23 protein-coding genes and 3 pseudogenes are annotated in these 25,898 nt (G+C 42.4%); 12 read left to right on the top strand and 14 right to left on the bottom strand.

What is annotated here, in order from left to right:
* Positions 1-396: 396 nt before the first annotated feature.
* Complete coding sequence (locus KZC02_RS30510) at positions 397-1,434, top strand: YhcG family protein (protein ID WP_221392113.1); 1,038 nt, start codon at positions 397-399, stop codon at positions 1,432-1,434.
* Positions 1,435-1,706: 272 nt separating this feature from the next.
* Here the strand turns inward: KZC02_RS30510 and KZC02_RS30505 are convergent, their stop codons facing one another.
* From KZC02_RS30505 to KZC02_RS30495, 3 genes and pseudogenes are all read right to left on the bottom strand, one after another.
* The gene (locus KZC02_RS30505; RefSeq protein WP_221392112.1) at positions 1,707-2,429 is read right to left on the bottom strand and encodes a hypothetical protein; all 723 of its coding nucleotides are present in this window, start codon (positions 2,427-2,429) and stop codon (positions 1,707-1,709) included.
* Positions 2,430-2,448: 19 nt separating this feature from the next.
* A pseudogene (locus tag KZC02_RS30500) lies at positions 2,449-3,625 on the bottom strand (IS3 family transposase).
* A 25-nt stretch (positions 3,626-3,650) separates the two neighbouring features.
* Positions 3,651-4,193 carry a hypothetical protein gene (locus KZC02_RS30495; protein ID WP_221392111.1) on the bottom strand — a complete coding sequence of 181 codons (543 nt, stop codon included), beginning with the start codon at positions 4,191-4,193 and terminating at the stop codon, positions 3,651-3,653.
* A 548-nt stretch (positions 4,194-4,741) separates the two neighbouring features.
* On the opposite strand from KZC02_RS30495, the gene KZC02_RS30490 reads away from it, so the two are divergent.
* The 8 genes from KZC02_RS30490 (at position 4,742) to KZC02_RS30455 (ending at position 10,724) form a co-directional block, all read left to right on the top strand.
* Entirely contained in the window at positions 4,742-4,894 is a 153-nt protein-coding gene (locus KZC02_RS30490; protein ID WP_221392110.1) for a hypothetical protein, read from the top strand.
* An 84-nt stretch (positions 4,895-4,978) separates the two neighbouring features.
* Positions 4,979-5,203: a hypothetical protein gene (locus KZC02_RS30485; RefSeq protein WP_221392109.1), complete on the top strand. Its 225-nt coding sequence runs from the start codon at positions 4,979-4,981 to the stop codon at positions 5,201-5,203.
* On the top strand, positions 5,188-5,586 hold the full coding sequence (locus KZC02_RS30480; RefSeq protein ID WP_221392108.1) for a DDE-type integrase/transposase/recombinase: 399 nt from the start codon (positions 5,188-5,190) through the stop codon (positions 5,584-5,586). The genes KZC02_RS30485 and KZC02_RS30480 overlap by 16 nt, the downstream gene beginning before the upstream one ends.
* A 19-nt stretch (positions 5,587-5,605) precedes the next feature.
* Entirely contained in the window at positions 5,606-5,905 is a 300-nt protein-coding gene (locus tag KZC02_RS30475; protein WP_255637131.1) for an integrase core domain-containing protein, read from the top strand.
* A 136-nt stretch (positions 5,906-6,041) separates the two neighbouring features.
* Positions 6,042-6,791, top strand: a complete 750-nt coding sequence (locus tag KZC02_RS30470) for a nucleoside 2-deoxyribosyltransferase (RefSeq protein WP_221392106.1) — start codon at positions 6,042-6,044, stop codon at positions 6,789-6,791.
* A 345-nt stretch (positions 6,792-7,136) separates the two neighbouring features.
* A complete protein-coding gene (locus KZC02_RS30465) occupies positions 7,137-7,298 on the top strand; it encodes a hypothetical protein (RefSeq protein WP_221392105.1) in 162 nt (53 codons plus the stop codon).
* 424 nt (positions 7,299-7,722) lie between these two features.
* On the top strand, positions 7,723-8,709 hold the full coding sequence (locus KZC02_RS30460) for a DUF4158 domain-containing protein (RefSeq protein WP_221392104.1): 987 nt from the start codon (positions 7,723-7,725) through the stop codon (positions 8,707-8,709).
* Positions 8,667-10,724, top strand: a complete 2,058-nt coding sequence (locus KZC02_RS30455) for a Tn3 family transposase (RefSeq protein ID WP_221392103.1) — start codon at positions 8,667-8,669, stop codon at positions 10,722-10,724. Before KZC02_RS30460 ends, KZC02_RS30455 begins: the two co-directional genes overlap by 43 nt.
* On the opposite strand, the gene KZC02_RS30450 is transcribed toward KZC02_RS30455, so the two are convergent.
* The 7 genes from KZC02_RS30450 to KZC02_RS30420 all read right to left on the bottom strand — a co-directional run bounded on the left by KZC02_RS30450 (position 10,713) and on the right by KZC02_RS30420 (position 15,737).
* Positions 10,713-11,108, bottom strand: a complete 396-nt coding sequence (locus KZC02_RS30450; protein ID WP_221392102.1) for a hypothetical protein — start codon at positions 11,106-11,108, stop codon at positions 10,713-10,715. The genes KZC02_RS30455 and KZC02_RS30450 overlap by 12 nt on opposite strands.
* Positions 11,109-11,131: 23 nt before the next feature.
* Entirely contained in the window at positions 11,132-11,530 is a 399-nt protein-coding gene (locus KZC02_RS30445; RefSeq protein WP_221392101.1) for a hypothetical protein, read from the bottom strand.
* Between the two features lie 74 nt (positions 11,531-11,604).
* Positions 11,605-12,513, bottom strand: a complete 909-nt coding sequence (locus tag KZC02_RS30440; protein WP_229253892.1) for an IS3 family transposase — start codon at positions 12,511-12,513, stop codon at positions 11,605-11,607.
* Positions 12,514-12,545: 32 nt separating this feature from the next.
* Positions 12,546-12,926 carry a hypothetical protein gene (locus tag KZC02_RS30435; protein WP_221392100.1) on the bottom strand — a complete coding sequence of 127 codons (381 nt, stop codon included), beginning with the start codon at positions 12,924-12,926 and terminating at the stop codon, positions 12,546-12,548.
* Between the two features lie 450 nt (positions 12,927-13,376).
* Positions 13,377-13,967: a hypothetical protein gene (locus KZC02_RS30430; RefSeq protein ID WP_221392099.1), complete on the bottom strand. Its 591-nt coding sequence runs from the start codon at positions 13,965-13,967 to the stop codon at positions 13,377-13,379.
* Positions 13,968-14,713: 746 nt separating this feature from the next.
* A complete protein-coding gene (locus tag KZC02_RS30425) occupies positions 14,714-15,229 on the bottom strand; it encodes a hypothetical protein (RefSeq protein WP_221392098.1) in 516 nt (171 codons plus the stop codon).
* A gap of 19 nt (positions 15,230-15,248) precedes the next feature.
* Positions 15,249-15,737: a DUF6933 domain-containing protein gene (locus KZC02_RS30420; RefSeq protein WP_221392097.1), complete on the bottom strand. Its 489-nt coding sequence runs from the start codon at positions 15,735-15,737 to the stop codon at positions 15,249-15,251.
* Positions 15,738-16,620: 883 nt separating this feature from the next.
* Here KZC02_RS30420 and KZC02_RS30415 point away from each other — a divergent pair.
* The 3 genes from KZC02_RS30415 (at position 16,621) to KZC02_RS30385 (ending at position 24,337) form a co-directional block, all read left to right on the top strand.
* Positions 16,621-17,745 (top strand): hypothetical protein, encoded by a 1,125-nt coding sequence (locus KZC02_RS30415; RefSeq protein WP_221392096.1) that lies wholly within the window; start codon positions 16,621-16,623, stop codon positions 17,743-17,745.
* 917 nt (positions 17,746-18,662) lie between these two features.
* Positions 18,663-20,438 (top strand): DNRLRE domain-containing protein, encoded by a 1,776-nt coding sequence (locus tag KZC02_RS32310; RefSeq protein WP_409014277.1) that lies wholly within the window; start codon positions 18,663-18,665, stop codon positions 20,436-20,438.
* A 101-nt stretch (positions 20,439-20,539) separates the two neighbouring features.
* Entirely contained in the window at positions 20,540-24,337 is a 3,798-nt protein-coding gene (locus KZC02_RS30385) for a DNRLRE domain-containing protein (RefSeq protein ID WP_221392095.1), read from the top strand.
* A 264-nt stretch (positions 24,338-24,601) separates the two neighbouring features.
* Here KZC02_RS30385 and KZC02_RS33530 read toward each other — a convergent pair whose 3' ends face one another.
* The 4 genes and pseudogenes from KZC02_RS33530 to KZC02_RS33520 form a co-directional block, all read right to left on the bottom strand.
* Entirely contained in the window at positions 24,602-24,895 is a 294-nt protein-coding gene (locus KZC02_RS33530; RefSeq protein ID WP_409014235.1) for a transposase, read from the bottom strand.
* Positions 24,801-25,019: pseudogene (locus tag KZC02_RS33525) on the bottom strand (transposase); the annotation flags it as partial. The gene KZC02_RS33530 and the pseudogene KZC02_RS33525, both read right to left, overlap by 95 nt.
* A gap of 48 nt (positions 25,020-25,067) precedes the next feature.
* Positions 25,068-25,388, bottom strand: a pseudogene (locus KZC02_RS32720) (Tn3 family transposase); the annotation flags it as partial.
* Positions 25,384-25,725, bottom strand: a complete 342-nt coding sequence (locus KZC02_RS33520) for a Tn3 family transposase (protein WP_221395241.1) — start codon at positions 25,723-25,725, stop codon at positions 25,384-25,386. The pseudogene KZC02_RS32720 and the gene KZC02_RS33520, both read right to left, overlap by 5 nt.
* Positions 25,726-25,898: the final 173 nt, after the last annotated feature.

Genomic DNA, 25,898 nt, shown 5'->3' with positions numbered 1-25,898 from the left:
ATTGTAAGGGTGAAATAATAGAATCAACACAATGAAATTTTTAACATAGCATAATTATTTGAGTTGAGTAATTTTAAGTAAAATACTTTCAAAAAAACTTATTGGTTACGGAACTATGTTGACAGTTTGCACTACCCTACCCTGATATTTTATATAAAACAACCAGTATAACTCAATACGCTATACGTCCTATTCAACATAAAAAACTGTTATACAACAAAATATTATTTGGTCTAAAGATTATTTTTATAAAATTCATTAGACATGCTTTTAGCTTCGTAGCTAAGCCTGATACTTATTCAAATCCATTTGCTTTTGATTTTTCAATAATGAAGTCCTATTCTTTTTCCCCACCAATGTTCTTATATTGGCAACTTAACAAATGGGAAGATAACAATGAGTGCTTTGCCTGATCAGTATCCCTTAATTCTTTCTGAGCTAAAAGTTGCCATACGGCAGAGCCGTTTGAAAGCGCTGCTATCGGCAAATGCAGAGATGCTTTTGCTTTACTGGAAAATCGGGAAAACAATTCTGGATCAGCAGGATCAGTCCGGATGGGGGTCGAAGGTAATCGAACAGCTTGCGAAAGATTTAAAAAGTGAATTTGCAGATATGCATGGTCTATCAGTGAGAAACCTTAAATACATGCGACAATTCGCTAAGGCCTATTCGGATCCTAAATTTGTGCAAGCGTCACTTGCACAAATTACCTGGTACCATCATATTACCTTGCTAGGTAAAGTAAAGAATGAAAGCGACAGGCTATTTTACATCCAGGAAACAGCGAGGAATGGGTGGTCAAGAGATATCATGGTCATGCAGATTGAATCCGGTTATTTAAAAAGGAAAGGCAAAGCCATTACCAATTTTGCAAACCGTCTCCCTCCTACCCAGTCTGATCTGGCGCAACAAGTTACGAAAGATCCTTACCTGTTTGACTTCATATCTCTGGCTGACGATTACAAAGAGAAGGATCTGGAAAATGCATTAACAGACCATATTGTTAAATTCTTATTAGAATTGGGAGCAGGCTTTGCTTTTGTAGGAAGGCAATACCACCTGGATGTCGCAGGCTCTGATTTTTATATTGATCTGCTTTTTTACCATTTAAAGCTTAGGTCTTATGTGGTTATAGAACTAAAGACCGGAAAGTTTATTCCGGAATATGCCGGGAAATTAAATTTTTACCTTTCTGTGGTGGATGATGTTCTAAAAACCGACCTGGATCAACCAAGCATCGGTCTTTTGATTTGCCAGGATAAGAACAAGGTAGTTGCTGAATATGCTTTGAAGGATATAAATAAACCTATCGGAATTTCAGAATACAAGATCACTGATAGCATTCCCAAAAATCTTAAGGGAAAACTTCCCAGCATCGAAGAGCTTGAAAAGGAACTTGAAGCTCTTACAAACGAGGAAAAAGATTCAGTTTAATTCAAAACCTACATGACTGGTATCAAAAAGTCAGTATCAATAATATTATTGTAAATTATTTTCTGAACCTACTTTTTGGGCTATCAATTTAGCACTGAATATAACTTTGTTAAGGGATATTGGTGATGGCTCAAAAAGGTATGGCTTTTTGGACCAAACAAGATAGGATCCAAAAACATTATTGCCCAGCAATTTTTAGATACTATTTCTAAAATCACTCCAGTTCTTATTATACAACTTATCTGCAAGCTCGATTGAGTTTTGAAGATGCATTAATCAGATTTTTGAGCAAAGAAATCAGTGATTTTATAACCAATACCGAAACCCCACCAAACTTTGCCTTGCTGGTTCCAGTTTTTAGTTTGTTTTCCTATTCCAAAATCCCACCCTCCAAAAAATCCAATTTGAAGTCCTTTGAAATTTCCAGTTATCCCTAAACCGGCACTAATGGCTGCCAAAGTTCGTGTTGAAGTACTATCAAGTGGTTTGTCACCAACTGTTGTATTTTTGTTATCTAATGATACTACGGAAGTCGACAGAAACGGTCCAGCTTGAAGTGAAGCCTTATCAATCGCCTTATATGTACCTAAATCATTCTTGATATGCTTTTTCGTAAGGCGATAGCTTCCAAAAGCCCCAATATTCAGGGCAGCAACTGCCTCACCGGGAACAACCACTTCTCCTTTGGAAAATTCAGGCCGAACTTTGATTGGTATTGTGATGGCTGATATCCCGAAAGAAGGATAGGAATAAGACACAAATTCTCTAACTTCTAACTTCATAATGTATTTAGAATCCTGGTTATACCTATCAACGATATAATAGTCCGGACTACCATTAGCTTTTAATACTTCGACCCTTTCTGAATTTTTAACCCATTCATCATTAGCGTTAAATTTATCCACTGAAATCTTCTCACCATTAAACAAGGCATCAGTTTGTAAGGGATCTAGGTCAACGCTTAAACTTTTTGCCGCATCAATCTGGAATTGCAATAGTTAAGCGGACAAATGGTTAAGCCGCAATTTTCTGTTTGTTTAAAAGTTCTTCAAATTCTTTCGGTGAGACATATCCTAGAGCAGAATGAATCCTTTTTTTATTATACCAGGTTTCAATATACTCGAATACAATTACTGCCGCCTGCTGCTTATTGATAAAGGTATTTTGGTAAACACATTCTGCTTTTAAAGTCTTAAAAAAGCTCTCTGCAACCGCATTATCCCAGCAATTTCCCTTTCGACTCATGCTTCTAATAACAAGGGGTTTTTATCCAGCAAGCTTTTAAATTCATTGCAAGCATATTGAATTCCCCGATCCGAGTGGAAAATTAATTCACTTGTAATACTTCTATTTTTACAAGCCATTTTCCATGCAGGTATCACAGTATCAATGGCTTTCATGGTTGAGCTAAGTGCCCATCCTACTATTTTCCTATCAGCTAAATCCAGTATCATGGTGAGATATAGCCAGCCTTGTGTCGTCTTAATATACGTTATATCAGATACCCACGCAGTGGCTATTTTATCCACTTTGAATTGCCTGTTAAGCTTATTTTCCACAACCGGATATTTATGCTCAGAATCCGTTGTGATGCGGAATTTTTTCTTAACAATGCTTCTTATTTTTGCTTTTTTCATCAGTCTGGCAACCCTCGGACGAGACACTTTTACATCCTGCTTAATCAACTCCCGAGTGACCCTGGGGCTTCCGTATGTTTGTTTACTTTTACTATGAATAACCCTGATTTTTTCAGTAAGAGCCTGGTTTTCAATGGCTGCATTTGATAATTCACTGCTCAACCAAGTATAAAACCTGCTTCTGCTTACCTTAAAAACCATGCACATTTTCTCAATGGGAAATATTTTCCGGTAATCCTTTATGAACCGGAATATTTGCCATCGCTCCTGGAGAAAATGCCGACAGCCTTTTTTAAGATATCTCGTTCAAGTTGTGTGTCACGAAGTTCTTTCCTTAGCCGGGCCAATTCCTGTTCCGTTTCGCTCAAAATCACCTTTCCGTTGCCAGGGAAGCTGCCATTTTGTTTCGCAGAAAGTTCTCTGCGCCAGCGGTATAGCATTGCCGGCGGAACATCTAATTCTTTTGCCAATGCACTAAGGTCTGTGCGGCTGTTGCTTAGTTCAACACTCATTAGTTTGAACTCCTTGTCAAATACTCTTCTTTCTCCAGACATAAGTGTTAAGTTATAAAAGTTTCCCTTAACTCAGTGTCCGCTTAAAGGTAGCAAGTCCAATCTTACCGGTACAGTCGTAAATGGGTTTGTAAAACTTTAATTGCTTACTCTTATCAACTTTGTGCTGTTTATTTAGCCAATAGCTAATGTAAAGCTTCGATTTATCCTTCTCATCCAAATAAAAATCTGCCTTACCCTCTGCAAACCCCTTATAATTAATGGATATGGTAGTGTCTTTCTTAATTTTAAATCCGATCGTTCCTTTGTAAGTAAGAACTTCTTTTACAGTGATCTCGGTCTCACCATCTTTAGTCTTGGTTTCTTTGATAACTTCTGTGATGCTAGTAGTTGGAGATGCAACGACTTGTGGCTTGTAAGTGTATTCACAACCAGTAATCTTAACTTGTTTGTATACATTGGATTGCTGTCCAACCTTAATTCTACCCACAACTAATGTGTTTTGCGAAATTACATTGTTAGCAGTAAAAATTGTTAAAATCGCTGACAATGATAGCATTAGGAAGACTTTAAACAGGAAATCTTTTAAGAGAAATAAACTTTTGTTCATAATAGTTAAGATAGAGGTTTGTCGCAAGAACTCTACTTTTTACGCCATTTATACTATTAATATCAAAAACTTATTTAACGGCACGATTCATGCTTGGACGTCAAGAAGAATTCTAACATTGAAGGGATCAAAGGAGCCCACAACCCGCATAAAATAACGCTAGCCAACTATCTTATTTTAGCAAAAGGAAATTCCAGTTCGAAAATCGACAGACTAAAACGGTATTTGGAGTTAGCTTTATATATATTCTTTTGACTCGAATTTTTATCATAACGCCGGTTATGAAAACTCCCATATGCTACTGGTTTTAGTGTACATTAAACTCGTAATATCATGTATATTAACGTATTACAAAGGAATAAAAAAGCAGGCATTCTGTATCTTTTAAGAGAAAAGTTGTGGAAATTTATCGTGCTGAAATATCAGACAAGCATGAGATCCATCAACATCTGCACATTTCACCGACAGAGCTCCGCCGGCTAAACAGGTGGTATTTCAGACACCGTTTAAAACGTCATTTATCTTCCCATTCATTTTTTAAGCAGACTATGAAAAAGAAAACTGATGCATCTTACCTGAAAGCGCTGGAAAAGCAGCTTTCGGAAGCTGAAAAAGAAAACAAATTCCTGCGGCTCAAAGCCGAAGCCTTTGAAATTGCCATCCAGATTGCGGAGGAAGACTGGGCCGCCAGCGCGGTTTAAAATTCCGATCCTAAAAAAGTCTGGCCGCATCGGCGGACCGACCGATCAACTGAAAAACTGACCCGTCGCTACCCTCTTACGGGTATGGAGCAGTTGTGTAAGTTGTTCGGTTTATCAAGACAAGCCTGGTATGCGGCTGCCGGGCGTCAGGAGAAAAAATATTTTCAAAAGAATCTGATTCTGGAAGAAGTCCGGCGAATCCGGCACAAGATTCCCGGGATCGGGACTGCAAAACTGCATGAGGTTATGCAGGATTTTATCCTGAAGCACCAGCTTAAACTGGAAGGGATAAATTGCATAAGCTACTGAAAGACAGTAATTTATTATCAATCAAGAAAAGAAAACTGGTTAAAACCACTGACTTTGACCATTGTTATTACAAATACCCGAACCGGGCAAAAAATGTAGTCCCGAACCGGCCCAATATGCTCTGGGTGGCAGACATGACCGCAGCGGCGGCCGCTTATATCCCACTGGGTTCAATTTTTGTTTACCTGTCCGTGATTATGGATGCGTATTCGCGTAAAATTGTCGGCTGGCACCTGGACAAAACCATGCAGGCCAGGGGATCGGTACAGGCTTTGGACATGGCACTTTTGTCACGAGGAAAATCTGACAAACCCCTGATTCACCATCGCTCCGGCGACCCGGTCAGACCGGGGCGTACAATACTGCTCATGGAAATATGTTGACCGGCTGAGAGATAACGGTGTGACCATCAGCATGACCCAAAGCGGTGATCCCAACGAAAATGCCATGGCAGAACGGGTGTTCCGGATGCTGAAAGAAGACTTTGGTATCAGAGGTTTTGTTTCTTTTTCAGAAGCAAGAGAGGCAGTTGAGAGAGCCATCAACAACTATAACGCCATGCGGCCACACGCTTCCATCGGCTATTTAACCCCTCACCAGGCACATCACCGGACTGGACCACTCCCATTAAAGTGGTACCCGTACAAAAAAATACGTTTTGGAAACGTGCAATACCCGGCCGGATATGCGAAAACCGGCTAAGTGTCAACCAATTTCAGTAGCATATGTCCAGATCTTAATTCTGGGTTTTGTTATGATTATTTACTCCAGAAGCAGATATAATAGATTGAATTTTTCTTATTTTTGACTACTAGCAAATAAATTACCTACTGTTAATATGGAGTATTGTTTTGTAATGCAACCTTTTGATCGGGATAAATTTGATCAGAGATACAAAGACACATTTGAACTAGCAATAAGAGACAGTGGATTAGAGCCATATAGGGTAGATGAAGACCCTTCTGCTAGAATTATAATTGACAAAATTGAAGAACGTATTAGAGATGCCAAGATGTGTTTTGCTGATATAACTACTAATAATCCCAATGTCTGGTATGAGCTAGGATACGCTTTTGCTCTTGGTAAAGAAGTTGTTATGGTTTCTTGCAAGGAAGAGAGAACTGAAGATTCATATCCTTTTGACATCCGTCATAAAGGCATCATCGAATATCAGAGCAGATCTTCTAGTGACTTCTCTTTGCTAGCCAAAAGTATAACAACAAAATTAAAAGCCTTTCTTTCAACTTCTAATCTTACTGACCAAATTAAGAAATCTCCATTTATTGAAACAGAAGGTCTTAATCCTCATGAAATTGCCTTTATGGTTATTCTTTTAGAAAACTTAACTACCCCCCACTCACAGGTCATTATTACTCGTGTCATAGATCAAATGGACAAAGCAGGCTTTACGTTAGCAGCAGCAAATATGTCACATCGCACCTTAAAACGAAAAGGAATGATGGATTTTAATATAGAGGATGATTTCCAATATGGCGGTTTTAACACCTACTGCGTTTTGACAGAAAAGGGAGAAAATTGGCTTGTCGAAAATGAAGATAAAATACGTATCCGAAAAGAGCCTATTTAGAGGAGTAGGCAACATTGGGTAAACTATAATCCTGCTATTAAGGGGTAAATTAAAAGAAGGGATAAAAACCGTCACGTGTTTTGTAAAGCAAAATAATCTGATAAATATTCCGTCTATCTGATTCTCAGCTTATTTTAGGAAGATATTCTAAGAATAATTCAGTATTCGAATGACGACTCTTTTCTTTCTCGCTATTTTGGATCAATAATTTATGTTTAAAGGCTATAAAGTTTGTTATAGATGTCGGCATAACGCCTTAGGATTGGATATGCTAGGATTATGAAAGACAAAAATCGTATATCAAAGTCGTGACGGATTTTCTCCTTTTCTTTAATTTACCCCAAGATGGAAAATTTATTTAACAAGGAAAGAGTGTATAGAAATCACGGAGATGATTTAAACACTCAGGAACTAGCGGCTGTTCTTGTAAGACCGATTAATTCAAATGGACTAACATTAGAAGAACTTTTGAAAACAATAAAAGAAGGATTAATAAAGACAAATTGAGAAAATAATACTAGCTAATAAAAATCACCATATATAAATATGGTGATTTTTATCGTTTCTAACCCATTATTATATACGCATTTGCCTATTAAAAAATATCATCTTCTTTGTACAAATCAATTAAAACTGTACTGATTTAAAGTGTTGGAGTCAAAAACCGTTTTAATGCCAGTTCGCTTTAAAAATTATAAATTACAAAGTGTGCTGATTTTAACATTAGTCTATTTCATGCTTGATTTAGTTATCAAAAAGGGTATCAAAATATACCCCACTTGAAACAGGTTTAAAGCAGGTTATTAGCTATCAAAAAGTATCTTTGTAAAGGAGTTCCTTTACAAAGATACTTTTTGACGCTTAGAAACACGCTTTAAACCTATTTTAAGCGTGGTAAATTTTGATACCCTTTTTGATAACTGTCTTTCATATGGCATCAATATTTTTGAACCAATCCCAGCGTGAACGTTACGAGAAGGTACCGGCAGAAATATCAGAGTATGACCTGATGCAATTTTTTCAAATCACCAGGCAGGACAAAATTTTTCTTAAATCGTTCAGAGGGGAACACAACCAGTTAGGGATTGCACTCCAGATAGGGATTGTCCGGTTCATGGGTTTCCTTCCGGACAAATGGCAAGAGCAGATTCCGGAAAATGTAGCTGCTATGGTAAGTAGCCAACTGAATTCCGATATTAAACTATTATCAATATACGGGCAAAGAGATAAGACCCGAACTGAGCATTTAAGTATGGTCTTAAAATATTTAAAGTTCCGCAGGTGGCAACCCCTGGATGAAATCTGGCTTTCGCCGTGGCTACTCAATAAAGGGATGGAACATGACAACGAACCGATATTGCTCAGGCAAGTTTGTTTGAAGCTCGGCCAGGAAAAAATTTTAAGGCCGTCCATTGGGACATTGGAAAGGATTGTCGGTAGCCTGGATGAACAGTTGCATCATGAAACGTACCGAAGATTCAGTTCGCTTTTGACTGATGATATGAAAACCCGGCTCACTCAAATAGTAGAACTGGATGGTATCCGTGGTATCACTTTACACCGGTGGTTTTGCCAGGTTCCCACCAGTAATACACCCAGGGCAATTAACCAGACATTAGAAAAGATCAACTTTTTAAAATCATTAAACGTCCATGTATGGGACTTGTCGGTAATAAGTCTGAACCGCAGAAAAAGGCTTGCCCAAATAGCCAGGAATGTTTCTAACAAATATTTACAGAGACTGAACGCTATCCGCAGGTACCCGATTTTAATTTGCTTCCTGTATGAAAGTCTGATGGATACCAATGATAAAGTACTGGAAATGTTTGATGACTATTGGGAACACATTGTCAATAGTTCAAAAAAGAACTGGATATGTATCAGAAGACCTTGTTCAAATCACAGAACGAGGCGATGAAAACCTTGTCCCAAGCTGTCAGTATCATTATTAATGATACTGTTACAGATGAGCAGCTCCGGGCATTTATTTTTGAAATATATCCAAAGGAAATGCTCAGGGAGGCATTACTTATAACAGGCTCAGCCCTTCGTCCTGTCAGACAGACTTATTTGTTTTACCTGAATAACTACTACGCCAATTTGAAGCAGTTTACGCCTAACCTTTTGAAAACCATTGACTTTCAAATTGCCCATTCCAAAGATAGCTTTCAGGATGTACTCCAGATACTGATCGATATACAAACTGGCAAACGAAGAAAACTACCCGATGATGCACCGGTTGATTTTATAACACCATCCTGGAATAAGCTGATTTTTGAAAACGATCAGCAGCAGCCGGAAATTTTTCCACAACGCCAGCCTTATGAGTTATGCGCCTTGTCTAACTTACGGGACAGGCTCCGTTCAGGAGATGTATTTGTTGATATCTCCCGTAAATATGCAGATTTCAATTCGTTCCTCCTTTCAAATTCGCAGTGGGAGTTGCAACGACAGGATTTTTGTAATCAAATGTCAATACCTTTCCTACCCACCGAGCGTATCGACCAACGTTTACAGGAACTGGAATCACTGTTAAAACCACTTGATGAACTTCTTAATGCGGGTGGGGAGATACGGCTAGAAGAAGGCATCCTGGTAGTACCGGCACTGCCGGCAGAAGATATCCCCCTTTCGGCGAAAGCACTCCGGGAGCAGATCAATCAACGGCTCCCCAAAGTCAACATCACAGATATGATTAAAGAAGTAGACGCATGGATAAATTTTTCAAAGCATCTTCACGGATTGGAAAATGAACCGCGCAACCAGGAGCACCAGCCCCTTTTATATGCTGCTGTTTTTGCCGCAGGTTGCAATATCCCTTTGTCCGATTTGGCCAGGTCTTGTGAACTTGATTATCAATCGCTCTGGTGGACAAGCAATAACTATCTGTCAGAAGATAATCTTAAAAAGGCTAATGATACACTTGTTAACTTTCATTATCAACAATGGTTGAGTGGTTATTGGGGCGGTGGCACGCTGTCATCCTCAGATGGTCAGCGCTTCCCGACCAGCGGAAAGATCAGGAATGCCAAGGCTCTCCCCAATTACTTTGGATATGGCAAAGGGATCACCTTTTATACACATACTTCTGATCAGTACAGTCAGTATGGAAGCCGGAGCATTTCGTCCACTGAAAGGGATGCCACCTATGTTTTAGATGAAATTATAGGTAACGAAACTGATTTGCCAATACTTGAACATACAACCGATACAGCTGGATATTCTGATTTGATCTTTGCCCTCTTTGATTTATTGGGAATGGATTTCTGCCCAAGGATCCGGGATATAAAAGATCAGCGGTTGTGCAAAATAAAAGACAAGGAATGGGAATATCCTGCCTTGAAATTCACAGGGCGTGTTAATCCTGATTATCTCAAACATCATTTTGATGAACTTTTGAAAGTGGCGGCTTCTATTAAGTCGGGACGAGTGACTGCTTCATTATTGATTTCCAAACTCCAATCTTACCCGCGTCAAAATAACCTGATGTATGTTTTGCAGGCTTATGGCCAGTTAATAAAAACCAATTTTATTCTAAAATACCTGCTCAGTATGCCGTTAAGAAGAAAAATAAATACACAGCTGATCAAAGGGGAGCAGCTTCATAACCTACGACTTTATCTGTGGTTTGGTAGTGATGGAATTATACGAAGAAAACAGGAAGAGCAACAGCAAAAAGTGGTCAGAAGCCTGAACCTGATGACCAATATTATCCTGGTCTGGAACACGGTTTATCAACAAGAAATCATCAAACAACTACACCAGGAAGGATACGCAGTTGACGAAAATGATCGCCCGGCGACCCGGTTTGAATTTATCTCTCCGGCACCCTTTGAGCATATTAACCGGCTGGGGAAATACTCCTTTAATACAAATCCGGATCTTGGCGACAATGGTTTACGGCCGTTGAGAAAACCAAAACTAAACACTTAGGTCACTAACGCCGTTTTTCGCCCATTTGTAAGAAAAACCTCTGTTAGCCCGGTTAGGCACTACATTTTTCGCCCGGTTCGGGTATTTGTAATAACAATGGTCAGAGTCAGTGGTTTTAACCCTTTTTCTTTTTTTGATTGATAATAAATTACTGTCTTTCAGTAGATTATGCAATTTATCCCGTCCCAGTTTAAGCTGGTGCTTCCGGATAAAATCCTGCATGACCTCATGTAGTTTCGCAGTTCCAACACCTGGGATCTTGTGCCGGATACGCCGGACTTCTTCCAGGACCAGATCCTTTTGAAAACATCTTTTTTCCTGACGCCCGGCATCCGCATACCAGGCTTGTCTTGTCAACCCGAACAACTTACACAACTGCTCCATACCCGTAAGAGGGTAGCGACGGGTCAGTTTTTCGGTTGCTGGGTGCCAGACTTTTTTAGGATTGGAATTTTAAGTTCTTCCTCCGCAATCTGGATGGCAATCTCAAACGCTTCGGCTTTAAGCCGTAGGAATTTGTTTTCTTTTTCAGCTTCCAAAAGCCGCTTTTCCAGCGCTTTCAGGTAAGATGCATCAGTTTTCTTTTTCATAGTCTGCTTTAAAAATGAATGGGAAGATAAATGACGTTTTAAACGGTGTCTGAAGTACCACCGGTTCAGCCGGCGGAGCTCCGTCGGTGAAATGTGCAGATGCTGATGGATCTCATGCTTGTCTGATATTTCAGCACGATAAATTTCCACAACTTTTCTCTTAAAAGATACAGATTGCCTGCTTTTTTTATTTCTTTGTAATACGTTAATATACATGATGTTACGAGTTTAATGTACACTAAAACCAGTAACATATGGTTGGCGTTGCCCTGGTTTTACTTGACGGATTTTTAATAATCTAAAACCATAGTTTCAAGTTCTTCAAGTTGTACTTTTCGATGGCGATGCCTATTCGATAACTGCCATTTCTTTCTTAGGTTTCCTTCCCTTAGATGCGCCTGCTCCGGTGTCAGATAATCACAACTTGAGTGGGGCCGAAGCCAGTTATACGATTTGATAGCCTTCTCTATTTCCTCAAAAGCATGTTGATGAGAGAAAAAGCTGCGGTTCTCCAGTATTTCCTCTTTGATTGTCCGGTTAATACGTTCGGCGATTTGATTTTCGCTCGATTCGCCTTTACCAGTCATGCTGATTTCAGCATGACTATCAATTAAAAGGCTGGTATATTGATTTGAGCAATACTGTATTCCGCGGTCAGAATGGTGGAATAACTTTTCTTCCCCTTTTGTTACTCTTTGTGCCAAAGCCATTTTGAGCGCGGCCACCGGACCGACCACCGCAAGAGTAGGTTTTAGTGACCAACCCACTATTTTTTTCGAATAAGCATCAGTGATTAAGCTCAAATATGAAAATCGGTTTTGTATTGGAATATATGTTATATCGCTGACCCACAACATATTGGGCCGGGTTACTTTCATGCCTTTGATTAAATTTGGGTACTTGAAATAGTGATGATGTGAAATCGTTGTTGAAACCCGCCGGGTCCGACGCGGGACTAAAAGATTTTGTTCTTTCATAAGCTGTGTAAACTTGTCGCGGCCAACTTTAATGCCATGCTGCCGGCAAAAGTCAGCAGTCATCACATGCAACTTTTCGGCTCCAATCCTGGGTAAGTTTTTTCGGATTGAACGCACTTCATCCAGGAGCGTTTCGAATTCAAAAGCGGTTTGATCTTGCTGTTTCTGCTTATCATACCAAGCCTGACGGCTTTTCCCAAACAGTTCGCAGAGTTGCTGCATACTAACCAAAGGGTTCTGTATGCTTAAATGGGTCACTGCCTGGGACCAGACTTTTTTCGTATAGGAATCTTGAACTGGTCTTCGGCCAGTGTAATAACCGTTTCCAGAGCCTGTTTTTCAAGTAATAGCTTGTTGCTATACTGTTCTAGTTCAGCTACTTTACGTCTTAAAGCGGCTAACTCATTGGTAGTTTTCGTTTTCATAGAGCCATACATTTTTATGTAAACCCGTTTTTTATTCCGATAACGATCATAATAACGATTCCATCGTCTCAATAAAGTACGGGAAATTCCAACAGCTTCCAAAATTTGATGCTCAGAATAGACATTCATCCGATACAATTCCACAACCTGACGTTTCATCAGTCCAGTTTTGTGTTTCCCTGTTACATACTCTAAAATATTGATTATCATAGCTTTGTAAATTAATGTCAAGCTATTTCAGGGCAATTCCGTTTGTTGTATAACTTTGGTTATGTTAAATAGAAATTTGTGTCTCCTATTTTTACTCTGGCTTTGACCATTTATAAATTCCAGCTTATATCTTGTTCTAATAGAAATAATATAAGTCAGGTAAACTCTTAGGTCAAGTCCTAATGATTTAAAACTACCGGAAAATTAATTTATCTCTCATTTATTATCATGCCAAACTTACTGCGAAATCAGCAGATACTGAAAAAGCTGCAAAAGTAAAAACTGATAAATAAAATATCATTATGCCTGCAAACGAATGTAACGGCTTTTCAAGCCCTGTTACCCTGGCTTAACGAATGTTGAACATCTTGCGTTTACCGGCCAGTCACACATAAAGTTGAAAGCAGAAAAAGCGTAACATAAAAATCACGGACCGGCAGCTCAGGAACTTTATACTGCTTTTTGCAGCCGGCTCAACTCCATAACCAGCTCATGTCTCCGGCCAATATCCGTTTCAGCATCCAGCATTCGGTTAAGCTCTGTAAACCTATGGGAAAGAGAGCTAAACCATTCAGTTGCTATCAGGGCATCCAGCCATATGGCAAAATCAGCCAGTTCTTTCTGTGTGCAGCTATACGGGAATCTTTCGGTAATAATCACGCTTTGCCTGCCAGTTTCTTCCCTGATGTCCTGATTTTCAGCAGTTTTATTAAGGAAATAGCCGAAAACATCCGTGTCTGAGCAAAAAGTTGCAAATGCTTTTTTAGATGCCTCCTGGCTTTTTGCGTTTTTATAAAGAATGAGTGTCCACTCGAAGAGAAAATCCGGAAAGCCGCTGTCATCCGGAAAATTTTTGGCAAACCATCTCGTATAGGCCAGTCCGCCTGCATAGTCTTCTAGTTGCAAGTAGTATCTGGTGGGCAGGTAGCGCAGGCCACGGCTATCATCATACCCGCTGAATTTTCTTCTTTCAGTAGCCAGGGTCTGTTTAATACCGGCGATTTTAGCCTGGATCCTTTCCTTTTGCTTTGTGGTCATCATTTGCTGAGATGGTTTAGTGTTGCTCTGGTTGATTTGGACTAAAAATGTTACAGCAGTAATTAGCCTTGAAAACACTGCGAAGCAGCCAAAGCTTATCAAATAAACGGTCATTGTAAACCCGGGCTTTCAAATGCAAATTGCAAAGAATCTAAGCCTGTGTAAATAGTCCTGGATAACCATTCAGGGATTTATTGCTGATTTAAGGCCATCTGTTCTTCTATGCATACCTGTCTGATTTTTTATAATCTGGAATATCTCAGGTCCGCCTTCATAAAAATAGACTTTTACGATAAAAAAACAGGAGGAAAGGTTTTGATTTATTTTCCTGGTTTTTTAACTTTATAGCTCAGGCGTCCTTAGGGACTGACCTACTTAGGAGGCTTAACAGCCCTACCTATTCAGGGGCATTGCATTACATGCATGCCCCTGACCTATTATAAGGGTTTGTCATGAAGATTTATCTGTTATAGTATTGAAATAAAGCGGATAGCAGGAAGTAGTAAAACGGTTACCACTTCCTGTTTCTGGCAGGATCCTGCTACATCAGCCCCTGATCTACAAATGATTCATTGCATCGTGATCGGGGCTGGCACTTGAAATCAGATTTCATTTACAAAGCAGTTACTGCATGGAAGTAATCGAATCAGGTCATTCCAGCATCTGATCAGAGGCTTTGCGTTGAGCAGCAGGTATACTGTAAAGGCTTATATTTAATACCGGACAGCTCCCACCATTTTAGGATCTGTTCAAATCCTTGACTTACTGGTTATATGGCTGTACAGCTGCCGTAAAACCAGCTCCCGGCCTTCTGATGAAAGAGATAGAATATAGCTGCCCCAGTTGGCAGAATTGCCGTAGCGCTTGTCCTGAGCAGGAAGATTTGATAGTATAAGATCTTTCCGGCCGCCAATACCGTTATTATAAAAGTATTTAACCAATCCATGTAGCCAGGTGATGGTCATGGGTGCAGGGGCGAACAGGCTGAACATGGGATCAGCAGCCTGTTTATCTTTATATTCTTTCAAACCTTCTACCTGGATCCCCCAGGCCTCTACGAAGTCTGCCTGGATGGTATGGTCCAGGTTCAGATAGAAGTCACCAAAATCATTATTTTTGCCTGCCCAGGAGTCGCACAAATGGTCAGCAATCCAGTCAGGGGAAATTACCCTTTTTATGAACCTTTCATTGGTTTCGATATCAGAATTTTCCATGTTCCGGTACTCATGAATAAAAAGGACCGCATTATTGATATAAGATTCCATTTTAATCGTTTTGTCAGCTTTACAGGTTAATTCGGGTGAGCTCTTTTAGCATTATATCTTTTGGATAGGCATATTTCAGTGCCTGCCAGGGTATTTTATTGATTTCATACTGCCCTGCAGCTTTTAAGCCATCGGCAGCTACTGCCTGAATAATTGATATCATATTATTGATTACGCCAAGGGTTTTTCTGTCATTGTCAGCCGGAACAAACCTTATTTCTTTGTAAATAGCCCGGACCAGGCTTTGATAACGATCCGGAATCTTGTCTGCTTCAAGCTGGCTGATCAGCGCTTCCAGAAAAAGTTTGCTTACATGCACCATATCTTTTTTAAAAATATCCAGCAGCAGCACGGAATACAGCGTTTTCTTATGGACAAAAATGATGCATTTGCGTCCCGATACAAAAAACAAATGCGCCGACCAGTCATGCGATCTGCGCTCTGGCAGCTCACCCTTTGCAGTATTAAGAAACTTTCCCAGCTTTTGGGTGCAATAAATATGAACCATCAATAAGATATTTTGGCTTATACCGGTATGTAAAAGCGAATATAAACAAAAATCATTTACTGCTCTTTTTGGAGATTTTCGTTACTAATGGGCGAAAACATACGCTAAAAAACTAATTATTTAGTTTTGGCTTTCTTATTGGCCGTAAACCGTTGTCTTCAAGCGTTAGATTTGTATTAAAAGTAGGTAAATGACTCGAACGTGGGTTTTTCCCCACGGGTTTGGCCGGATGGTCTTATTGCCATCCAACTACATTTACAATCAATTGTGATTATGAATGCCTGGCTTTTTTCTGTGCTTCTGTACATTGTACTCACCTTCTGCCAGTCTGGTATATTAAAAAGGTTAAGGGTGCCCATATCAATGTAGCACCCTTAAATAGGTCAGGCTGTGAAGCCGCCTTAACAGGTTAGTCTTTTTAGGGACACCTAGACAATAAAATTAAAAAACCGGAAATATAAATCAAAATAATTTATACATTTTTTTAGATTAAAATTCAGGTTATGATATAATCATGGGTTATTGCAGCATTCAACCCGGGGATTTTTTCTCTTGGCTGCCAGCCAAACCGTAAGATCTAAGCCTTAGATTTTGAAGTTGTTTTCCCTTGATCAGCTGTGCATTTATACTTCTTCGCATGAGTAAGTTAAGCAAAAATTTAGGATAAAGCTCTATTTCTGATACTGAGTGTTCGCTTTCATCAAAAAGCATTTATTTAGATATCGTTATTTAAATAAATGTAAACCTATATCAGTGTAATACCTTTTAAATAAACCTTAATTTTTACATCAATTATTCATTAAAATCACTTGTAAATGCCTTATAAATAGTTATATTAGATGATTAAATTTAACTATTTACATAATTTACATACTTTACTCCCATGAAAATACGGCTACTTCTTTTTACTGCCATGCTTCTGATTAGCTGTGCTAACCAAGTCCGGGCCCAGCAGCTGGAGCTGGTCAAAGACATCAATCCTGCGGTGCTGGACTATGTACCACTTGAAGATGTATACGTTCCACAAACCACGCTGAATGGAATGCTTTTCTACGTTTCACAGGACCAGGTCTGGCGCACCGACGGAACGCAGGCCGGCACCATCCAGCTGACCGATCTTTTTTCCTATGAGGATCAGTATATAGAAAAACTGACAACGGCAGGTAAATATGTATTTTTTAAAAAATTCTATCAAAAAAATGTCTGGCTGTTCAGGACAGATGGTACCGTAGCAGGCACTTTTCCGCTGCATAAAGTTTCCAACGGGGCATTCCTGAGCGACAATGACCTGCTCGAAATCAATGGCTCGATCTATTTTGCTGGAAACCAGGATAACAAGTCGATAGACCTGTGGAAAACAGATGGCAGCATTGCCGGCACGCAATTGGTCAAAAAGCTGCAGCCCTACGAGCAGGACAGACCTGGCAGCCTTTCCTGGTTTATGAACTTCAATGGAGTACTGCATTTTCTGGTAACAATCGGTCGTGGGGAGGATGCTGTTGCTGTATTGTGGCGCAGCGACGGCACCGGGGCTGGTACGCAGCCCGGGCCTGTCGTGCCTACGCCATTTTATATGGCAGCTGCGGGCAGCTACATGTTTTTTGCCGAAAACAATTCCCTCAAAAAAACAGATGGAAAAACGGTAACGACCATAGCACAGGGTTTTACATCGATCAGTACTCCTGTGGCTGTCGGCAGGACTGTTTTTTTTAGTGCAGGCACTGCCGCTACCGGACAGGAGCTGTGGAAATCGGATGGTACAACGGCAGGGACTGTACTGGTAAAAGACATCTTTCCAGGGGGGACGAAGCCAGTTCCTACCCGGGCAACCTCACAAATTTTAATAACACCCTGTTTTTTTCAGCCCGTTCCAGCGAAGCGGACACTGAACTCTGGAAAAGTGACGGAACAACGGCTGGCACACTTGCCGTTACAGATATCAACAGGTCAATTGGACAAAATTATCTGTACCCAATCCTGGTCGTCAACGGCCAACTGGCATTTATAGCAGGGGAAGGAAATGAAGCAAAACTATGGAAAAGTGACGGGACGACGACGGGTACGTCCGTGGTTACCAATTTTCCCATCTGGCGTCCCATCATTAACGCTGGCAATAAAATATTCTTTCTGGGGAACGAACAAAACAGGACACGCCTGTACGAAAGTGATCTGACCCTCGCAGGAACCAGGCCTTTGCCCCTCACAGTTCCTGCCGGTTCATTCCCCAGGTCTTTTACCAGGGTAAAAGATGCCGTATACTTCACAGCGGACGACGGTGTAACAGGACAGGAACTTTGGAAGAGCGACGGCACTACAGCAGGTACTTTGCAGGCCACTGATATTACCCCAGCCCATCAATACAACTCTTTCAGCCAGCAGACAACGATAAATAACACCCTGTATTTTGTGACCGAAAGCCGCATTTTATGGAAAACTGGTGGCACACCCGCAGGCACGGTGCAGATAAAGTCCTTTCCGGCATCGTCCCAGGCACGGATCAACTGGCTGACAGCAGTAGACAATACACTCTATTTTGCTCTGACCAGACCGCGTGACCAGCCAGAGCTCTGGAGAAGTGACGGCACTACAGCAGGCACGGTGCAGGTAATTACAACAGGCTTTTCTAATCCGGCTGTATTAAAAAAGGTTCTCTATTTTTGTGTCGTTAATAATGAAGAAGAGAAAACAGAACTATGGAAAACCGACGGCTCAGCAGCAGGCACAGTGAGGATTGAAGCCCCCCCGCTGCCGGATACCTATGAAGGACCTAACAGCAACCTGCTCGTCTCGGGTGACTTCATATATTTCCTTGCCGACGACAAACTTATCAAAACCGATGGTACCACTGAGGGCACAGTGGTCATCAAAAAAATTTATGATGAACCACGTATCAATCATTCCAATCTGTACCTGGCAGCAGGCCTTATGTATTTCAGCTTTGTACAGGAAAACACCAACACAGTCAATTTCTGGCGCTCGGACGGCACAACAGACGGGACCATTGAGCTGGCCACTTTTGATGAAGACTTCGTGAATGGTACCCACGGTATCCGTCGCTTTACAGAGGCAGGCGGAAAACTGTTTTTTGTCCCCTACGACAGCCAGGTCGGTGACCAGCTTTGGGTGAGTGATGGTACTGTGGCCGGTACACGCATGGTAAAACACATAGACCAGTTTCCCGATACCTATGTGATTGGCTATTCAGCCACCCTGGACGATATTTTTTACTATACCCTGCATGAAGCATCCACAGGCACCGAGCTCTGGCGCAGCGACGGCACACAGGAAGGCACCTACCTCGTACAGGATTTTACACCCGGTGGCAGCACCAACTTCGGCGGGATTGTCAGTGTAAATGACATGTTGCTAATCTCGGTGAATGGCGAGCTGTACAAATACAGACCAGCCACAGCCACGCAGGCCATACGCATTAACTCCGGCGGCGGCACATTCAATGCCTCATCGGGCAGAACGTTCAGTGCTGATGATTATTTCAGCGGCACGACCAGTATTTCCCGTGCAGCCAGCGGTGACATTCTGAATACCGCAGATGATCCGCTGTACAGGGAACAGCGTTTCGGCAGTTCTTTCAGCTATGCTATTCCGGTTAAAAACGGCAAGGCCGACGTATTGCTGCATTTCGCTGAAACCTACTGGGGCGTACCTGCCAGAAGCGGCACGACCGGCACTAACCGAAGGAAGTTCCATGTTGATATGGAAGGTAGCCGCAAGCTGACCAATTACGATATTTTTGCAGCAGCAGGTGGCGCAATGCGGGCTAAAACAGAGCACTTTACTGTAAATGTGACCGACGGCATGTTGAATATTGACTTTTTATCGGGTACAGCTGACAAGCCTGCTATTGCGGCCATTGAAGTGATCCCGGACGCACAGTTCGTGCTCGAACCGGTGGCCGATGCCTATGTACGCAATACGCCCAATCAGGAAACCAATTATGGTAATGAGGCTACGCTGGAAGTAAAGACGGGCAGCCTGCCCAGCTACCAGCGAAACACGTATCTGAAATTTCCGTTGTTCGGGGTAGGTCAGATCAGCTCGGCCAGACTGCGTATCTACGGCTCCAATGTGCAAAGCAGCGCCGCTACTACATTATCCGTGTTTGGCGTGCAGGACGACAACTGGCTGGAAGATGGCATTGTGTGGCAAAGTGCACCGGCCGGTACCGACGGTATGCTGGGAAGCATAGAGGTAACCAGCACAAAAAAATACTATGAGCTAGACGTAACAGCTTATATCAGATCGCAGCTTTCGGGCAACAGAGCCGTCAGTCTGCTCCTGACCAATCCGGCCAACCAGAACAACCAGCTTACCTTTAACAGCCGGGAAAGTGCAGCAAACCGGCCGCAGCTGGTCATTGAAACAACAGCACCGCCTGCTGCAAGAACAGGTTCAGAACAGGAAATAGTAATCGCAGATCCGGAAATATCAGCCATTTATCCCAATCCGGCCGGAAAATACTTTACCGTGCAAGTATCCAAAGTACATCAGGGAAAAACAGATATGAAGCTGTCTAATTTATCAGGAAATACCATCTGGGTACCCGGTTATCAATTGGTCCGGCCTGCATCCCAGGTGGAAGTAGATCTATCAGCGCAGCGTTTGCCAGCCGGTATCTACATGGTTAAAATCCAGTCTGCGAACTTCACCGAAACCTTAAAGGTGCTTCTGACCGGACAATAATAATTAAGATAACCTGCCACCCCTGTTTTCAACCAGCTTTACACCTTAGCCCATTTATATCAATAAACAGTTACTATTAATCCAGTTTAAACAATAGCAGCATGAAAAGATACCTACTTCTGTTCGCCTGCTGGCCGGTCATGTTTTTGGTTTTGACCGCGCATGCCCAGCAGATCAGGCTGGTCAAAGACATCAACGATACACCCTCGCGCAGGGGCCATGACATTCAGGAAAGGGTGGCGGTTAATGGACTGCTCTTTTTCTTCTCCGATAATTTTCACGGATATCAGTTATGGAGAACAGACGGCACCCAACAGGGCACGATCCGTCTCACCGAGCTTGATGCCGAAGAAGAATGGCCCAAGGACCTGACGAGTGCAAATGGATATGCTTTTTTTAAAGCCCTTTATAAGGGAGGTGCCTGGCTTTTTCGCAGCGACGGCACCCGGAAAGGTACCATTCCCCTGCACAGGCTTTCGCACTTTTACAGTACAAGAGACCTTTTGGAGTTTAACGGTATGCTTTATTTTTCAGGATCGCAGAATTACAATGAATCACTGCAGTTATGGAAAACTGACGGGACTGAAGCCGGGACAACGAAAGTAAAGGACCTGAGCCCAGGTGCTTTCGAGGTCAGGGCCGATTATTTTACTAAAATGGACGGTAAACTTTATTTCACAATAAATTCAGGACCAAACAACCGATCCGTGCTCTGGAGCAGCGACGGAACGGAAAAAGGTACTACTCCGGGACCGCTTGTTCCCGGCTTAATTAGTCCGGCGGCTGCCGGCGGTTATCTGTATTTCACCACCGAATTCGACCTGATGAAAACAGATGGCAAAAGCGTCGATACGGTCAGGTCCGGCCTGGAAAGGTTGGGTGAGCCGGTCGCAGCAGGCGGAACCATCTATTTTTCAGCGCTGGCAACTACCCGAAATACCGTGCTCTGGAAATCCGATGGAACGCCGGAAGGAACTGTCGTAGTCAAGGACGCCAGCCCAGACAGTAACCAGCCGGTTTCTCCGCAACTGCTCACAAGTTTTCAGGACACCCTGTTCTTTTTCGCCATAAATGATGCCCGCGAGTATGAACTATGGAAAAGTGACGGCACTGCCGGCGGGACCGTTGAGATCAGTGACATTAATCTGGAAAATTATCAATCAGATTACTGGACAATGTTTGTAGCAGGCAACCAGCTAGTATTTGAAGGCAGTGACGGAATTCGCAAACTCTGGAAAAGTGACGGAACCCGGCAGGGGACCCATGCACTGACTGACTTTCCCATTTTGTTCCCTACACTTGTAGGGCAGGATGTATTCTTTGCAGGATATCCTGAATCGGGCTATCAGCTTTTCAAAACCAGTCTTACAACAGAGCAAACCCAGCCTATAACCGCAGTAACGACTCAAAACTCTATACCCCGGCATTTTACTGAGCTGAACGGAACAGGGTATTTCTCAGCAGTCATTCCGCAAGCCGGCGAAGGGCTTTGGAAAACAGACGGCACCGCTGCCGGCACAGTTCTGGTCAGGGAGATATCGGGTGGCCTGGATTTGTTGATGCATACAAACCGGTTAGTCTTCTTTAAGTCTCGCTGGCAGCTATGGGCTTCGGACGGCACAGATAATGGGACTGTTCTGGTGAAAGATTTTGATATTCCTGACAAATATTACCATAGTATTGGGGGGTTTACCAGTATCGGAAATACGCTGTACTTTGGTATTACCAGTAATACTGGAACAGAGCTCTGGAAAAGTGACGGAACCCCGAAAGGGACTGTGCTGGTCAAAACGCTGGAAAATACCGATTTTTTTCATTCCATAGAATTCAAGGGAGCGCTCTATTTTATAGCCTGGAACGGGGTTGACCGTCATGTACTCTGGAAAAGTGATGGCACAAAGGCCGGCACTGTGCCTGCCGGCGATCTTTCCCTTGGATCGCTCCATTATTCGAAAATGACTGTCTCTGGTGAAAACCTTTTTTACCTGGCCTGGCAAAACGGAACAAACAACCTGGCCAAAACGGATGGAACCCCGCAAGGGACCTATATGGTCAAATCCCTGCCGCTTTGGGCATCGGGTTTACATTCGGCCGGCACCTATGTGTATATGATCATCAGCAACTATGATACGGGCGAAACATTTTTATGGCGGACCGATGGCACAGCTATGGGCACTATTGAGCTGGCAGCCATCGGTACGGTTGGCGAAGATGATAACCGGCGGCGCCCTTTTAAATTTACTAACGTAAATGGCAAACTGTTTTTTAGTCTGCGTGACGTTGTTAACGGGGATCAGGTATGGGTAAGTGACGGCACGGTTTCAGGCACCAAACGCGTGACCCCCATGGTACAAGCCCCCTTGCGTTTCAGAATAAGATCATCTGCCGGTCTGGGAAACCTTTTTTACTTCAATTACTATGAACCGGCAACAGGCAATGAGCTGTGGAGAAGCGATGGAACGCCGGAAGGCACCTTTATGGTGGAGGACCTCACACCGAACGAAAATACGGGTATTGAAGAAATGGCCTCTATCAATAACACCCTGCTGATCAGCGCCAGTACATCCGTGTATGGTTACGAGCTATACAAATATGACCCTGTGCCCATCGGCGTCCAGGAAATGCGCATTAATGCAGGTGGTACATCCTTCGCAGCTTCCGGCGGCCGCCACTTTAGCGCAGACCAGTATTTTAGTGGTACCACCCGGATCTCTAATTCCTCCGGCGGTGATATCCATGCTACAACAGATGACCAGCTCTACAGAGAGCAGCGCTTTGGCCGGGCATTTAATTACAGCATACCCGTTACCAACGGACAAATGAAGCTCGTGCTGCATTTTGCGGAAATCTACTGGGGCGTACCAGGTAAAGGCGGGCCGGCCGGCAATGGCAAACGCCGGTTCCATGTGGATCTGGAAGGCATCCGAAAGCTGACCAACTACGATATTTTTACCAAAGCCGGCGGGGCCATGCGCGCCAGAACGGAAACATTTGTGGTCGATGTCACAGACGGCACCCTGGACATTGACTTTCTGAAAGGGGCTGCTGACATGCCCATTATTGCTGCGATAGAGGTAGTGCCCATGCAGACTATTTTAGGACCGGTTGCCGATGCATATATCCGTAATGTGCCCCACGATGCGGCCAACTACGGAACAGCCCCCACTCTGGAAGTCAAAGCCGGAAGCCTGCCCAGCTATCAGCGTTGCACTTATTTGAAATTCTCCCTGGCGAATGTAAGCCAGGTGAGCTCAGCAAAGCTGCGATTATATGGTTCCAATTCCCAAAGTACCGCAACTGTTGGTCTGTCTGCTTATGGTGTAACCAACGATTTGTGGACCGAAACGGACATTACCTGGAATAATGCACCAGCCAGCTCGGGAAACACATTGGGATCAGTGAATGTAAATAATACGGCTAAATACTACGAAATAGATGTAACGTCATTTGTACAGTCACAACTGGCAACAGATCAAACGGTAAGCTTTTTAATTACCAACCCTGCCGGCCAGAACGCCCAGCTGACCTTCAGCAGCAGGGAGGGAGAAGTCCATCCGCCGCAGCTCGTTCTACAGGATCTGCCGCTGCCGGCCGCAAGGATGACAACAGAACAGGAATCCGCAATTCTGTTGCCCGGGCCGGAAGCATCAAGTATTTATCCCAATCCGGTTACTGACAAACATATCTCGATCAAGATTTCCAACCGGCATAAGGGTGATGTCTGTTTAAGGCTGCTAAACAAGACCGGACAAGCCGTACAGACCCGGAAGAAAACCAATAGTTCAGCATCAGTAGTTGACATGGACGTTTCAGGTTCACAGGTATCCAAAGGTCTGTTTCTATTAGAAATCACCTCAGGAACGCATAAAGAAGTATTAAAAATGCTGGTTTTGGAATAGAGGCAATGAAGCATCAGGAATATATCTGCTGCTAACCCATGGGATCACTAGTTAATATAAAATGAATCGTATAAAGCCAGTTATACTTGATTTCCGTTCCGCTCTTGAATAAAAAACAGATCCTATTTTAAAAAAAACAGGCATCATTGATTTTTTAAAACTATTTAAATAATCAACGCTTATGAAAATACACCTGCTGTGGCTGGTATTTGAGGTTTTCATTACAAATAGATACTGTTGGCGAATTCACGCCTGGTCGACCAATCAAGGCATCAAGCGCAAAAAGGAGGCCTGACGCGTCTTGGCCAGGGGTACTTCGTTGATCCAGTCAGCAATCCGGTATAGATTGATTGCCGTGGCGATACAGATGTGCTGCAAATGCGTTTTGGCCAGACCCACGTAACGCGAACGTCGCATGCCAAACCCGCGTACTGCCTGGGAAAGCGCTGCCTTCAATGCCTGCCCGTTGAGAATAAAGAAGCAGCCAGGTTTGCTGAATCTCCCGCTGTCGGGCTTCCTGTAAAGCCTGATACTGCGTATCGCCCAGTAGGCTGACACCCCGTCGTTTCATTTTGGTACATTTCTCCCTAGCCGCGCATGGTATACAGTGCTTACGGGAAAATTTGATGAATACCCGGGGCTGGCCTTTCTGCTGAATCGTAGTCCAGGATTGGGGAGTCACTTAAATGTGGGGCAAACTTCCCAGCGTAGATCACTAATACATTGATTATTAAACTGTTGCGACTTCTTGCTCTTCAATTTGCAATAACGTATTTAAATCTACTTTAATTGAATTTTTAATGATGTCATCTGAAAAGTCGTATTCTCCATGAAAATTAATGTGCCGATAAGCAAAAGCAGCAGAGTGCGACAACGCATTCTGTATTTCTTTTCTTTCTTGTGAACCTGCTTCTGTTATTTTTTTGGTTTGATAAAGGTAATTGTAGCAGACAATTGAATTGATAATGAGTTGTTTACTGCGAGCCATAATTAATAGTTCCTCTTTATTTGCAAATTGTATTAATCCGTCATGGCCCAAATTTAGTTCATCTGCAAGCTGCCGGGCTGCCGGAGCAGTGCAGGCTTTCGACTTGTGTCAGTTGGTGGTTAATTCTTCTTCGCAAATCTTCCTGATCCATATATTTTAGAACAAAAATACTCTGGACGACTTTACCTAATTCTTGAAGAGCTACATTTAAAGGATGCCTATTGGAGTAAGAGGTTAGGCGTTTTAATAAGACAGATGGAATGGTATGTTTTAGTTTTAGCGTTGCTACCAGGCGTAAAATGTTATCCCATTGTTCTTCTATAGGCTGTGTATTAATGCTGCCGCCTGCATTGATCTGAAAATTGGATTGGTTTGATTTGGTACTGAAGCAGTTCCGAATAACTTAACCTTGTGAATCGTTTTAAACCTCGGCTGAAAGTCAATTTTCAATAAATAACATAAAGCGGAATTTACGTAGCTGATTCCATGTTGGGGTTCTTTTAGTAATTGGACAAAGAATAGCGCTAAGAGATTTTGTGTCTTAATCGGTTAGTATTGAGCCACAATACCAGG

It is taken from the genome of Dyadobacter sp. NIV53 (assembly GCF_019711195.1).
Taxonomy (GTDB): Bacteria; Bacteroidota; Bacteroidia; order Cytophagales; family Spirosomataceae; genus Dyadobacter.
The sequence above is the reverse complement of the archived record's forward strand: the minus strand, read 5'-3'. Positions and strand labels throughout refer to the sequence as shown.